The following is a 13,451-nucleotide window of genomic DNA, read 5'->3' on the forward strand; positions in this document are numbered from 1 at the left end:
ACATTATCGGTTCAGCCCAACAAATGCCTGATAGCTGTTTGGGCTCTATCTGCCCCGAAACCAGCTAGTGCCTTTTCCATTGCCTGATTAATCAACTCATTACCCAAATTGCCAATACTTCCTTCGTGCGTATGATATAACTCGCGGGGAGGATGATAAGTATGTTCGGCAATTTCCTTTCCAACGGTTCGATAGGCTTCGCGGAAGGGAACGCCTTGTAATACCAACTCATTTACACGCTCAACACTAAATAAGAGGTCGTATTTAGGATCATCCAGCAGATTGGGTTTAACTTGGATGTGTTCGAGCATAAAGTCGGTGATGTCCAGGCAATCCAGAATTTCGTCGAAAGCAGGCATCAGGATTTCTTTCAGCAACTGCATATCACGATGGTAGCCCGAAGGAAGGTTGCTCATGACGAGCGTTATTTCCATTGGTAGCGCTTTCATCCGGTTGGTTTTAGCCCGTAGAAGTTCGGCCACGTCCGGGTTTTTCTTGTGTGGCATGATGCTACTACCCGTTGTCAGCGCGTCGGGGAGCGTTAAAAAACCGAAGTTCTGGCTGTTGTAAAGGCATATATCCATTGCCATCCGCGAGATTGTAGCGGCTACAGCAGCCAATGCGGTCAGCGCCGTTTGTTCAGTTTTACCCCGACTCATCTGGGCATATACTACATTAACATGCATGCCTTCGAACCCTAGCAACTCAGTCGTGAGCGTTCGATTGAGCGGAAACGACGAGCCATACCCTGCGCCTGAGCCAAGCGGATTTCGGTTAGCAAGCCGATAAGCTGTTTGAAGCGTCAGCATATCGTCGGCAAGGGCTTCGGCGTAAGCACCGAACCATAACCCAAATGACGAGGGCATCGCAATTTGCAGGTGTGTATAACCGGGCAGTAAATCGTCTTTGTGCTGATCTGACCGACTCACTAATCGATTGAACACACGCTGAACGCTCTCCGCCACCTGCCAGAGTCGATCGCGGGTAAAGAGTTTCATATCGACCAGCACCTGATCGTTGCGCGACCGACCCGAGTGAATTTTTTTTCCCACATCGCCCAGCGTCCGGGTGAGCATTAGTTCAACCTGCGAGTGAACATCCTCGACACCTTCTTCAATAACAAACTGACCGGCTTCAATTTGCTGGTAGATTTTCTTCAATTCATCTGTCAACAGACCTAATTCCTCTTTAGTCAACAGATTAATTGTTTCGAGCATTTGCGCATGGGCGAGGTTCCCCAGGACATCGAACGGAGCGAGGTAGAGATCCATTTCACGGTCGCGCCCGACGGTGAAGCGTTCAATTTGATCGGCGGTCGTAACGCCTTCTTTTTGCCAGAGTTTCAAAGTGAAATCGGACCGCCGAAGCGGAGTTAATAGTGAATCATACTTTCTGTCTTAACTCGGCCGATTGGGCAATTGGATAACTGAAAAGCCCAGTCGACGAAAGTATTCTAAAACAGCTTGTTGTTGAACAATCGTTATAGCCTTGAACCGGCCAGATTGATTATTGACGTATATAGTATCGTCTTTGCCGAACCATAATTCGCCACCCTGAAAGGCTTTTCGCTTACCTGTGATGTTTGTATGGCAAACGCAACCTCGTGCGGCTAAAGAGTTAGGTGTCATTTCGTGGATAATTCTTAATCCATTCTGGTCAATAACCCAAAGGTATTTCAGATCTGAAGGTAGCAAAGAGGGGTCGGATGAATCGCAACGAAGGCAATCGGCTGGAATTTGCCCTGATTCCAAACTAATTATATAATCGAGAAAAATTACATCTTCGCCAGGCAGCACTTCACGATTAAAATTTGAACGCTCAAAGGGTAATACGGCTGGGCCGAGTCGTTCTAAAACAGCATTACTATCAGAAAGCATCAGAGTCGAACTGCTGTTTTTTCTTTGACTCTCTCTAATGTCGTTACCCCAAATTGTTGTAGAGCAGTCAGAGCACTGATTTTAGTAAGAGGGCCAAAGTCCAGTTGTGTCAATTCATCATCTGAGCTTACTAAATACGCTTTATCGGCACTAAGAAAGAATGTAAAAGTGGCCTTTTTGAAGAGACTTTCAATGAATCGATTGTCTATTAGTTTTCCAAGTGATAGCGCTTTGTTCAAAATCTGTGTACCGATTAGCGATTCGATTAGCCAAAGTTGTTCAGGGCCTGTAAGGTACTTATTCGCAGGATTAAAATAAATGAGTTGGTTATGGTATAAGATACGGAGTAGTTGACTCCTACTTTTTGGAGAATTTCTTAAACGTCCTTGACTAAATTGAGATACTTCTGGATCTGATAGGAGAGTTAATGATTGACCAGATTCTACAGCACCAGAAAATATAGGTGAGCGCTGAGTCGCTTTTCTGAATGCTTGTCGAGATACAACGGATTTTCGACTATATGATGATCTCATACGTTTTTAAAACAATGCTATCCAAATATAGCAAATTCCTTCCACTAAGGGTTCCCTTACGATAATTGCCCAATTACACTCGTAGGGAAAGACTCGAGTTGTTTTCATATTTCAATCGCCTACCTAACCACCAAAATCCACTTGCCGCTACCAGACTAATGCCGGCCAAAGCCAGCCAATGGGTGGAGAAACCGAAATTAGTTACCATCACTGAGCCAAAGGCAGGAGCCGTCGTTTGAGCCAGAGCGCCACCCATTGAATACAGGGCTAAGTACTGACCCCGAGTTACAGGATTCGATCGCTCAACCGCGAACGACTGGAGAAAGGGCATAGCCAGCATTTCACTAAGTGTACCCAAAACGATAAATAACAAAGCAATTTGTAATCCTGAGAATAGGCCAGCGGTAGGTATAGTTAGGGCTATGTACGAAGCCGATGTCAAGATAACACCTGTTATAATCAGCTTAATTTTTGACCGTTTCTGTTGCTCAAGGCTATAAACCAAGGCCATTTCGACAACAACAATTATTAGCCCGTTGAGCGCCATTAGGCTACCAATCAGGCGTTCGCTCATGTGCAGGATTTCTTTGAAAAATAGCGGCACAATAGAAAACAACTGCATGAACACCATGAAATACAGTGCAGAGCAGGCAACAAGACCAACGAATAACGTATCTTGATAAGGAGTCATCGCTTGCAGTTCAAGATTACCTGAGTGCGACGATATAGATGCATCAATTTGCTTAACCTCGACCACCTCTGGTGTAGGTAGATACAGCCACAACACCAGGCTCGCTACCAGGCAGGTTAGGCCGTCGGCCCAGAAAAGTAAGCTGTAATTGATACTAGCCAGCCAACCGCCTAATCCTCCACCAACTGCCCAGCCGAGGTTAATTGCTAATCGGTTGAGCGAGAAGGCACGTGTGCGTGTTTCTGGATCAGAATAATGGGCAATAGCGGCCTGATTTGCGGGTCGGAAGGCATCACCAAACAGCGTAAAAATGAATATGCTTCCGCAAAGCGCGTAAAAATTCACGACAAATTGGAGAAGTATCAGAGCCATACCACCAAACATCAGGCTGATTAATTGAATGTAGTAGAACCCAAACCGGTCGGTTAGGCGGCCGCCGAGGAAGGTACCCACAAAAGCCCCGGCGCCATAAATAGCCATCACAATGCCCGCATTGGTAACGGAAAAGTGAAGATGCTGCGTAAGGTAAAGCGTCATGAAGGGCAATACCATGGTGCCGCAGCGGTTAATGAGCATCACACCCGCCAGCAACCATACTGACGGCGACAAGCCTCTATAAGCCCGTTGGTAGATATGAAGTGTTTGCTGAAGCATGAGCGCAAGGTACGATGAAATTGCGCATCGGAAGACTTCCTATTGCGACATCGGGCGCCTTCTTGCATCGGTATCCTCACCGGGAGCGACAAAGATTTTCTTATCGGTAATCAGTGGTCTATGCTCTTCGAGAAACGTTTTGAAAAGTCGAATTTCTTCTAATTGTTTATCAATTGGGTGAGTTAAGGTGTAACTCTCTACGTAGACATCACTAAAGTCAGTAATAACATACTCCATCAGTTTGATGCCTTTACGCTTGAGGGCGTGTAGGTATAGATTCTGGTGGTTATGTACGTAGCGGCCGGGCTGATAAGAAGCTGTTGTCTTCAAATCTACCGCCTTGAATTTGCCGATCAAATCCACATAGCCGTAGAATAGCACATCGTCAAGTTCCCATTGGCAATAAACCTGCGTATCGACAATGGGGCGGGGGAGAAGCTTACGGACTTTTTTGACAATTTCGGCATCGAACCGATCTTCATTGGTGCCTTTGACAATGGCTTCTTCAAACGAGATGCCTCGCTCCTGTGCTGCCGTAGTTGGCGTTGGAACGCGGTTGATTGAATTGATCAACTCCTGTGCCGACAGGTTACCGCCGGCTAAGTAGCGCGAGAATACGTTGAGCAGAGACGGGTAGAAGCGGTAATTTATCACAGGTTTATGGTATTCGGTTTATGGTTTACTGCGGCCAGGTTACTATGGTAAAGCCATCGTGAACCATAAACCGAATACTATAAACTTAGTTTTTTACGACCAGCAGGACTCCTGCAATAATCAACCCGACGCCGAGTAAGCGCCAGGTGTTGGCAGGGTGAATGGAAAAACCCATTAATCCATAGTGATCCAGAATAAGGGCTGCTAATAACTGTCCGGCTACGCTCAGGCTTACCATATTTGCGGTTCCTATTTTTTGCACACTAACGATAACGGTGATCATATAAATAGCGCCCATAATGCCCCCAGTCCATTTCCACCAGCTAATCTGTTTAATGGTCTCGAATGGGGGAGTTGATCCACCAGTGGCCAGAAACATTAACACTAAGGCTACAAACCCTGAACCGAATGAAATGATGGCAGCCAGAATAGGATTGGCCATTGCCTGACGCAAATTGGCATTAACGCCCGCCTGAACAGTAATAGCCAGGCCAACCACAAAGGCAAGCAACAAATAGATGTAATTCATGACTGCAAAGGTAGGCAACTGCCAATCGGAACCTTATTCTTAAACCTGATTTTCAGCTGTGTGGACATTTTGATAAAATGTATCACATTTTGTAGCTTGCCACTAACCTTACCTAAACACCTCAACCCTCTATGTTCATCATAACGTATTACCCTGTAGCAGTCGTCGTCTGTTTTCTGACAATGCTATGCTGGGGCTCTTGGGCCAATACTCAAAAATTGGCAACGCAGTCGGTGCCAACTACCATTTTTTACCGCGATTATACATACGGGATTTTATTGCTAAGTCTATTATTAGCCTTTACGCTGGGCAGTATAGGTGATTCAGGGCGATCGTTTCTGAGTGATTTCAAACAGGGCGATACACAAAGCCTATTGTATGCCTTGATTGGCGGTTTCGTGTTTAACATCGCTAATATCCTCATTGTGGTTGGTATTGAACTGGCAGGCTTGTCGGTCGCCATGCCCGTTGGAATTGGGTTAGCCCTCATTTTGGGCGTTGTTGTTAATTATATTTTATCGCCAGTGGGCAATGTCGGATTGCTGTCGGGAGGAGTTTTCGCCATATTTCTGTCGGTGGTATTTAGTGCGATGGCTTATCGGGCAAAAGCGACGACTGATTCATCCGTGAGCACACAGGGGCTGATTATCTCATTGGTAGGTGGGTTTCTGATGAGCTTCTTTTTCTATTTCGTGGCTAAATCCATGACTATGGATTTTACAAATCCTGAACCGGGCCTGCTTACGCCGTACACAGCTTTAGTATTATTTGCCATTGGTGTCGTAATCAGTACTCCTCTCTTCTTACCTGTATTGCGTCGATTTGCTAGCAAGCCTGCCGACGGAGAAATCTTTTATAGCGATGTAAGCCGACGTAATCACCAGATCGGTATGCTGGGCGGTATGGTGTGGTGTCTGGGAATGGCGTCGAGTTTACTGGCATCGGGCGCAGCTGGCTATGCTATCAGCTATGGATTAGGACAGGGAGCTACCATTATCGCTGTTTTCTGGGGCATATTTATCTGGCATGAATTTCGGGGTGCTCCTGCCCTGTCAAACCGTTATCTAATACTCATGGGCGTGTGCTATGTATTGGGTTTGATGCTAATCATTTCAGCCAAATAGAGCCAGTCCGTTGCCTAACCTTCCATCAGTTGATGAAACGCAATTCATCCCGTTCAATCCAAACTTTATCCTCTCATTGCTGTGGTTTATCAAAAAAATAAAGCGCTGCCAGTAGGTACAATCTACCTTTATCGGCATTAATGCATTGAACTATAGAACAGTTACAATTTATGGATACTGCCTATCGATTTGGTCAACCAGCATGGTATAAGTGCCTTTGGGGAATAGTTGCTTCGTTGCTGATACCCGCTACCACTGGGTTTTCTCAGAAACTAGACTTTACCGTAGCAACCGAGGGGCAAAAAGTGTACATGGCTACCTGCAATAATTGCCATAAAGCTGAAGCCGGGGTTGGTGCGCCAGGTTATTTCGTGCTGGCTCAGATGCCTCCACGTGCCATTCTTGCCGCGCTGGAAACGGGAAAAATGCGCGAACAAGCCAAAGAGTTAACTAACGATCAACGGAAAGCAGTAGCACAATGGCTCGCGAGCAAGACGTTAAAAGAGAACCCTATACCTCAGGAAGCATACGGTCAATTTTCACTTCCTGAAGGAAAGAGTGCCTTGGTGTATCATTCTGGCTGGGGTGGTAATCTGGAAGGAACTGGCTACCGATCAGCGCAACAGGCGGGTATTTCACCCACAACGGTTGGGAACCTTAAACTCAAATGGTCATTTGCTTTCCCCGATGTTAGTCAGGTCAGAAGCAAACCCGCTATCGTTGGCGACTGGCTGATTATCGGTACTCATTTTGGGGAAGTCTATAGCATCCATAAAAAAACAGGAAAAATTGGCTGGCGTTTTCTGGCAAAAGCAGCCGTGCGAGGAGCCATTTCGGTTGTGCAGAGCAACGATGGCATTCGCGCCTTTTTTGCGGACAACAATACCAATGCCTATGCGATTGATGTGAAAACCGGCAATTTGCTCTGGGAGAGCAAAGCTGGAAAACACCCGCAATCGGGAAATACAGGCTCTGTGGCCGTTTATGACAACATGGTTTATGTGCCTCTAACGTCTAACGAGGTTGTGTCAGTTTTGGACCCGACTTATCCCTGCTGTTCGTCATCTGGTGAGATTGTGGCGTTGGATGCCCGGTCTGGTAAGGAAGTATGGCGGCACCGGGTCATTACAGAGGAAGCGAAGGTTGCTGGCAAAAAGAAAAACGGATCACCATTTTACGGTCCTTCGGGCGCTATTGTCTGGTCTAGTCCAACGGTCGATACCAAACGTGGGCTGCTTTATTTCGGAACGGGTGAGAATTATACCAGTCCAGCTACGACGACCAGCGATGCCATTCAGGCATTAAATCTGAAAACAGGAAAGTTGGCCTGGTCATTTCAGTCAACTAAAGATGATACGTGGAATCTGGCCTGCCCCGGAAATCCCAACTGCCCAGAGAAAGTAGGGCCTGATTTTGATTTCGGAATGGCTCCCATTCTGACAAAACAACCATCCGGGAAAGATATCTTAGTCGTTGGCCAGAAGGCGGGCATTGTTTATGGATTATCGCCCGACAATGGGAAAGTGATCTGGCAAACCCGAATTGGTAGGGGTGGGGCATTGGGAGGTATTCACTGGGGTATGGCAACTGACGGTAAGTACGTGTATGCAGCCAATGCGGATAATAAATACGGCATAAACCCTAAAGTTGATTCACTGATAAAGCCTGAGCCGGGTCTGTTTGCGCTGGATATTGCAACCGGAAAAATTGTCTGGAAAACAGCAGCGCCATCCTGTGATGGCAAAAAAGGCTGCATTGAGGCTAACTCCGCTGCTCCAACCGTTATTCCGGGATTGGTGTTTGCCGGAACACTGGACGGACACATTCGGGCGTACTCAACAACAGATGGTAAAATACTGTGGGACTATGACACCGTGAAAGCGTATCAGTCCGTAAACGGTATTGAAGGTAAAGGCGGATCAATTGATGGTTCAGCGCCAGTGGTGGCCGACGGAATGCTATTTGTCAACTCAGGCTATGGTCTCTTTGGCGAACTGCCTGGAAACGTTTTACTGGCCTTTGAAATTGAAAAGTGATTTTTGTTGTGCATATAAGTTATAGCCGGACAGCGGTTAATAAATCGAGTTGCTAGGATTCAGAGCGGGCGATTTTAATTTTGGCGCGTAAAATTTCGTGCTACTTTTAAAGAAACTATCGCCCGATTATGAACTATATGTTTTGCCTGACAGGGCTGTTTTCGATGCTCGCACTGAGCCTTTTTTCATTCCAGAAGGAAACCGCCGTGCGACCGAACATCCTGTTTATTCTGGCCGATGACTGGAGCTATCCGTATGCGAGCATCTATGGCGACCATACACTTAAGACTCCTAATCTCGACAAGCTAGCACAGCATGGCACCGTTTTTACGAATGCTTACTGTGCGTCTCCTTCCTGTACGCCTTCGCGGGCAGCCATGCTTACAGGCCGTTATCCACACAACCTCGGCGAAGGCGTAAACCTGTGCGGACGGCTTGATTATAGTATTCCTACCTACGTTCAATTACTTGAAAAAGAAGGTTATTCAGTTGCTTTTGATCGTAAAGGCTGGGCACCGGGCGATTTTCGAAAAATGGGCTATAAGCAAAATCCGGCAGGAGATTCCGCAAAAGCAGGGTTTGCGCCATTTATTGACCAATTGCCAAAAGGAAAGCCCTTTTTTTTCTGGTTTGGCACCAACGACCCTCACCGCCCTTTCGATTTGGGAAATGGTAAGAAAGCGGGTATTGATCCACAAAAAATTCACCTGCCAAAATTCCTGCCCGATGTTCCGGAAATCAGGGGTGATGTAGCTGATTATTTGTCGGAAGTAGAGCGGCTTGATCGTGAGATTGGCGATTTGTTAAAGAAACTGGAAACCTCAGGCCAATTAGAAAATACCATCATTGTGGTGGCTTCTGACAACGGGATGCCTTTTCCGCATGCGAAGGCGAATTTGTACGATTACGGGACGCGGGTTCCATTACTGATTAGCCGCTTCACAAAAAAAACGAATCAACCAAAACGCAACGATTCGTTTGTGAACCTGATTGACCTAATGCCGACTTTTCTGGATTGGGCTGAGGTAAAACAGCGCCCTGCAGTTGATGGCATTAGCTTGCTGCCTGTGCTGAGTGGACAGAAAACGGTTCACCGAGCCGAAGTTTTTCTGGAGCGCGAGCGACATTGCCTATGCCGGCCTGAATTTGATTATGGTGCCGGATATCCTATGCGGGCCATTCGAACAAAGGACTATCTGTACATCCGAAACTTCCGGCCAGACCGCATGCCTGCCGGTGACGAGACCATCCCGAATACACCCTCTATCTTTGGCGATGTCGATGGTGGACCTACTAAAATCTACATGATGGATCATCGAAATGATTCTGCCGTGAAGCCACTGTTTGCACTGGGCTTTGCGAAGCGACCCGCCGAAGAGTTATATGTGCTAAAAGATGATCCATACAATCTCCATAATAAGGCGAAGGACGCTGCGTTGACTCAAATTAAAAACGGCTTGCGTCAACGCTTAACTAAATGGATGCAAGAAGAAAACGATCCTCGTCAGCGGGGTGGTGGCGATCAAATCGATAAATACGAGTCCACAACGCACGCCTGGATTACTAGGGATGGGATTATTTTTCTGGATGAATAAAATTTTCTGAGCTAACAATCATTCACTGAGCTGCTTATCGAACTTAATCAAAACAGAAACGGGGAAGGAGCCCTGAGAAATTCAACTTGTTTAGCTAAAGCAAGTGAAAATGAACTGATATTGCAGTGAAATTTATCCCAATGCTTTTTAAGCTGTCCTGTTGCAACGTAAACCGGAATTTGGGTGTAAAGACTATAGATGGTGATTGCAGTGTGTTCATCACGACTCCAATAAATCGTCTAAAATAAACCATTATATCTCATGCGTAAATTATTCCTTCTTTTCCTCTTACAGATTTCCTTTGCCGGGCTTGCCCAAAACAAACCATTTAAAGTTACTATTGCTGGCGGGTATTCGTCCCCTACCTATCGATCAAGCAACAACGACTTTGCGAAAGCCGGATTCGTTTATAGTCTTGAACCGCAATATGAGCTTGATAAATTCATCAAGAACCTTGACCTGGGCTTTCGCCTTGAACAGGCATTTGTTCAGCGTACAGAATACCTCGATAAGGTACTTTCGTTTCCAACGCAGACGAAGTCTATTATGTCTGGTGCGTTAACGGCAAATTATGTGATCGATATTGGTAAAGCATTGCGACCCTATATTGGTGTGGGTGTAGGCTTTTACTATGCCGAGAAAAGTACACCCATTTATTCCTCAATTTCCTATCCATTACCGGTTACGACCAGTATAGGTGGATTGGGTAGAATAGGTGTTAAATACAAGATTTTGCATGTAGAGGCCGCCTATAACCTGGTAGGTGATACCAGTGTTAAGAATACTACGTCTGGGCTGACGATGACGGCCGATAATTCTTACTTAACCGTAAAAGCGGGCCTCACCATTGGTGGTTCGCGGTAGGGTTTCAATCTGAATTTGCTACTTGTCCTCGTATAGTAACAGAAACATCTCTGCCGCGTGCCATGCATGGGGGAAGGCGAGTTTCTGTTTCACGAATTCTTTGTCCAGTACTGTCAAGCCAGGATAATGGGCATTACTGGCCTGTTGTTCCCAGCTCATTGGATAGTCAAGGTTGTTGACCATGCCCCGTTTCCCTTTATAAAAATGGTCTTCTGCCCAGGCTAAATACGGATAGTTAGCGCCCGAAGTCTCGTCGATTTTTTTGTCCTCAACTGATACTGGAGCAACGTACTCGCTTTTATAATCCATCCAGAAGCGTGACGAATAACTGTCGTACTCTTTCGGAATTGTGTATGAATCGGGAAGGCCAAGCGACTTTAAGCCATACTTGAGCCATTTGGTTTGAAAAACCGGGTGTTCGGCATTGTTCGTTTTTCCTACGATATAAGCCCCTTTCTGAAATTGTTTGACGGAATCCAACACCATCTGCACCGCTGGATGGCTTTTGTCAGACACTAACGATACCAGAAATAACACTTCGCCAAGGTTGTCTGCTTCGGGAATGCCGCGGTTATTGCGGTCGAAGGGATCGCGAATTGCCATGATCCAGTCGTGAATTAAGGGTAAATTATTGGTTTCCCGCATCACCATGGCCATTAGCGCAGCATCCCGATAACTAGGTTTAAAGTAAACCAGGAAATTCGGTACGGGCCGACCGTTGATTACGTTGATAAGAACTTCCTGGTGCAGTACCCGAAGTATAGGACCGAATGGGTGATTGGCAAAGCGAGGCAGATTTACCCGGCTGCGGGTGCCGGGAATTAGCCTCGGACGTCTGCCGGTTTGTAAGAGCCACACACCCGTTTCGTCTTCGCGAATCTGGATCGTTTGCCCATCGGTTAGGGTAAGATGTACCAGATACTCCGATGGGACAATAATTTCCTCTTCTACATGCCACTGTTCTTCAATATTGCCTGTCAGCGCATTCAGTAGTCTCCCTTTGCGGTAGATGAGCTTTAACCGGTCGCCCATACCGAACAGGAAGAACTTTAGATTGGGTAGTTCACGATGATTCGGATGTTGCTGCCGAAGTTGAGCCAGATTTTTCTGATAATCTGCCAACGCGCCAGCCGGATCGGGATGAAGCGTGGGCGGAAGTGGCTTCTGGGCCGAAACGGATAGCGTCAGCAAAAAGAAGAAAAAGAACCAGCGGAGAGACATATGCTATGTGATTACTCCGTTAACAGAGGAAGCGTCGATACGCCATATCTCCAAGATATGGCGTATCGACGCTTCCTCTGTTAACGGAGTTTTGACTGAACTGGTTGATCACTATATACTATCAATTCGCCCATGCGCACAATATGCTCTGGGTCGGGATTTAATACCTTTATACGTACGGTATGTTTGCCCTTGGGAAGCTGATAGCGCCAGAATAACTCATGCCGACGATGGGTAAAATCGACGGGTAATTTGGCCGTTTCAATTTTCTTGTCGTCAATGTATAGTTCAGCATTAAATGCGAAGTCGCTTTTATAATCCCAGGCATTTCGGGATTTAGGTTTTGCTTCTCCTTTGAGCACAAAACCTGTACCCTCAAAGTCGAAACTGTATTCGCCATCTACTTCTTTATGAATACCACGCACCAGTATAGGATGATGACCTGTAAAGGCTTGTTCCAGTCGCACGGCTTTGGGTGTTTGTAGGGCGATGGTAACTTGCTCTCCATTAATTTTTCCACCGTTGCGTTCCACAACCTGTAGGGCATGTTTCATGCTCATGGCATACACGTCGTTCAGCGACATGGTCGTGTATTTGAAGTCAATATCTTCGGCTTCTTTCAGGCCTTGTTTCCAGTAAGCTGGAATGTGATCGTAACCCAGCATAGTACCCAAAATGCCACCTGCCGAAGCCGGATTACAGTCAGAATCCTGCCCGGCGCGGGTACTGATTTCCATCGTTTTCGTAAAATCGCCCCCACCGTAAAGTAGCCCTAGAACAATGTAGGCCGAGTTTATTTTGGCATCGATATTAAACGAATGAAACACGCCGTCGGGGCACCCTACTTCGTCAGCCCATTTTCGCTCAATTTCAAACCAGTTGCGTTTCCAGTCGTTCGGAAACTGATCGTGCCATTTAATAACGTCGGCGATACATTGGTAGAATGTACTTTGTGCAGGAATGCTTTTTAACGCTTCCTTGACGATGTAGTTCACATCTTTAGATACAAAAGCCAGTGAGTACATGGCTCCCACATAGGCACCACCATACCAGCCATCGCCGTAGTTCATAATGTGACCGATGGGGTCGCCAATTTTCACGGCCGTGTTAGGCATTCCGGGGGCCATCAGGCCTGAGAAATCTGCTTCAATCTGAAAATCAATATCATCGGCATGCGGATTGTTGAGCCAGTGACCAGACTCAGGAGCTTTCATACCGTTCAGGATATTATACCGACCAGCCTGATTCGCGTGCCAGAGCATATAATCGGCTTTGGCATAGGCATTGGCATGTTCGGAAATAGGTGCATCGAGCCCTTTTTTTTCGAAAACGTCCACGAAAGTTAGGTCCATGTACAGGTCATCGTACAGGCCTGGGTTATCGGTCATTGTTTTCTTGATATATCCATCGTACCAGGGAATTGGCTGATACGCATTGATCATTGTTCCCGTAAACCGAAATTCAGTTGGCCCACCGAACGTGCAGCCAATAACCTGACCTGCCCATCCGCCTTTAATTTTATCCTGAATCGCCGTTTTCGATAGCGTTACCGTAGCTGGCGCTACCGTTTTAGCGGGTTTGCCGGGGGGAGTTGTTGCTGGAAGGAGCAACGTAAGTACAGATAGGAAGAGGGTTTTCATTAAGATATTCCAGTTTAAAGGCAAAAAGGGAAA

At 46.5% G+C, this 13,451-nt stretch carries 12 protein-coding genes; 4 read left to right on the top strand and 8 right to left on the bottom strand.

Annotated features, from left to right (window positions below):
• Positions 1-11: 11 nt before the first annotated feature.
• The 6 genes from argH to GO755_RS23165 all read right to left on the bottom strand — a co-directional run bounded on the left by argH (position 12) and on the right by GO755_RS23165 (position 4,938).
• Positions 12-1,346, bottom strand: coding sequence for an argininosuccinate lyase (gene argH / locus GO755_RS23140; RefSeq protein WP_157587673.1), 1,335 nt, complete (start codon positions 1,344-1,346; stop codon positions 12-14).
• A 51-nt stretch (positions 1,347-1,397) separates the two neighbouring features.
• The gene (locus GO755_RS23145; protein WP_157587674.1) at positions 1,398-1,877 is read right to left on the bottom strand and encodes a hypothetical protein; all 480 of its coding nucleotides are present in this window, start codon (positions 1,875-1,877) and stop codon (positions 1,398-1,400) included.
• On the bottom strand, positions 1,877-2,410 hold the full coding sequence (locus tag GO755_RS23150) for a hypothetical protein (RefSeq protein ID WP_157587675.1): 534 nt from the start codon (positions 2,408-2,410) through the stop codon (positions 1,877-1,879). The genes GO755_RS23145 and GO755_RS23150 overlap by 1 nt, the downstream gene beginning before the upstream one ends.
• 73 nt (positions 2,411-2,483) lie before the next feature.
• Positions 2,484-3,755, bottom strand: coding sequence for an MFS transporter (locus tag GO755_RS23155; RefSeq protein WP_157587676.1), 1,272 nt, complete (start codon positions 3,753-3,755; stop codon positions 2,484-2,486).
• Between the two features lie 39 nt (positions 3,756-3,794).
• On the bottom strand, positions 3,795-4,409 hold the full coding sequence (locus GO755_RS23160) for a hypothetical protein (protein ID WP_317165944.1): 615 nt from the start codon (positions 4,407-4,409) through the stop codon (positions 3,795-3,797).
• Positions 4,410-4,494: 85 nt separating this feature from the next.
• Positions 4,495-4,938: a DMT family transporter gene (locus tag GO755_RS23165; protein WP_157587677.1), complete on the bottom strand. Its 444-nt coding sequence runs from the start codon at positions 4,936-4,938 to the stop codon at positions 4,495-4,497.
• 131 nt (positions 4,939-5,069) lie between these two features.
• On the opposite strand from GO755_RS23165, the gene GO755_RS23170 reads away from it, so the two are divergent.
• The 4 genes from GO755_RS23170 to GO755_RS23185 all read left to right on the top strand — a co-directional run bounded on the left by GO755_RS23170 (position 5,070) and on the right by GO755_RS23185 (position 10,557).
• The gene (locus GO755_RS23170) at positions 5,070-6,062 is read left to right on the top strand and encodes a GRP family sugar transporter (protein ID WP_157587678.1); all 993 of its coding nucleotides are present in this window, start codon (positions 5,070-5,072) and stop codon (positions 6,060-6,062) included.
• 170 nt (positions 6,063-6,232) lie between these two features.
• Entirely contained in the window at positions 6,233-8,098 is a 1,866-nt protein-coding gene (locus GO755_RS23175; RefSeq protein WP_157587679.1) for an outer membrane protein assembly factor BamB family protein, read from the top strand.
• A gap of 128 nt (positions 8,099-8,226) precedes the next feature.
• Positions 8,227-9,693, top strand: a complete 1,467-nt coding sequence (locus GO755_RS23180; protein ID WP_157587680.1) for a sulfatase family protein — start codon at positions 8,227-8,229, stop codon at positions 9,691-9,693.
• A 261-nt stretch (positions 9,694-9,954) separates the two neighbouring features.
• The gene (locus tag GO755_RS23185) at positions 9,955-10,557 is read left to right on the top strand and encodes an outer membrane beta-barrel protein (RefSeq protein ID WP_157587681.1); all 603 of its coding nucleotides are present in this window, start codon (positions 9,955-9,957) and stop codon (positions 10,555-10,557) included.
• An 18-nt stretch (positions 10,558-10,575) separates the two neighbouring features.
• Here the strand turns inward: GO755_RS23185 and GO755_RS23190 are convergent, their stop codons facing one another.
• Both GO755_RS23190 and GO755_RS23195 read right to left on the bottom strand, forming a co-directional pair.
• Entirely contained in the window at positions 10,576-11,778 is a 1,203-nt protein-coding gene (locus tag GO755_RS23190) for a hypothetical protein (protein WP_157587682.1), read from the bottom strand.
• A gap of 80 nt (positions 11,779-11,858) precedes the next feature.
• On the bottom strand, positions 11,859-13,418 hold the full coding sequence (locus tag GO755_RS23195) for an ADP-ribosylglycohydrolase family protein (protein WP_157587683.1): 1,560 nt from the start codon (positions 13,416-13,418) through the stop codon (positions 11,859-11,861).
• Positions 13,419-13,451: the final 33 nt, after the last annotated feature.

This window comes from Spirosoma arboris, from assembly GCF_009754945.1.
Lineage (GTDB): Bacteria > Bacteroidota > Bacteroidia > Cytophagales > Spirosomataceae > Spirosoma > Spirosoma arboris.

What these genes read in the sequence shown, in the direction of transcription:
- GO755_RS23150 (WP_157587675.1), bottom strand. Translation starts at nt 2,410, where the DNA reads ATGAGATCATCATATAGTCGAAAATCCGTTGTATCTCGACAAGCATTC.
- GO755_RS23145 (WP_157587674.1), bottom strand. Translation starts at nt 1,877, where the DNA reads ATGCTTTCTGATAGTAATGCTGTTTTAGAACGACTCGGCCCAGCCGTA.
- GO755_RS23155 (WP_157587676.1), bottom strand. Translation starts at nt 3,755, where the DNA reads ATGCTTCAGCAAACACTTCATATCTACCAACGGGCTTATAGAGGCTTG.
- GO755_RS23195 (WP_157587683.1), bottom strand. Translation starts at nt 13,418, where the DNA reads ATGAAAACCCTCTTCCTATCTGTACTTACGTTGCTCCTTCCAGCAACA.
- GO755_RS23170 (WP_157587678.1), top strand. Translation starts at nt 5,070, where the DNA reads ATGTTCATCATAACGTATTACCCTGTAGCAGTCGTCGTCTGTTTTCTG.
- GO755_RS23185 (WP_157587681.1), top strand. Translation starts at nt 9,955, where the DNA reads ATGCGTAAATTATTCCTTCTTTTCCTCTTACAGATTTCCTTTGCCGGG.
- GO755_RS23165 (WP_157587677.1), bottom strand. Translation starts at nt 4,938, where the DNA reads ATGAATTACATCTATTTGTTGCTTGCCTTTGTGGTTGGCCTGGCTATT.
- GO755_RS23180 (WP_157587680.1), top strand. Translation starts at nt 8,227, where the DNA reads ATGAACTATATGTTTTGCCTGACAGGGCTGTTTTCGATGCTCGCACTG.
- GO755_RS23190 (WP_157587682.1), bottom strand. Translation starts at nt 11,778, where the DNA reads ATGTCTCTCCGCTGGTTCTTTTTCTTCTTTTTGCTGACGCTATCCGTT.
- GO755_RS23175 (WP_157587679.1), top strand. Translation starts at nt 6,233, where the DNA reads ATGGATACTGCCTATCGATTTGGTCAACCAGCATGGTATAAGTGCCTT.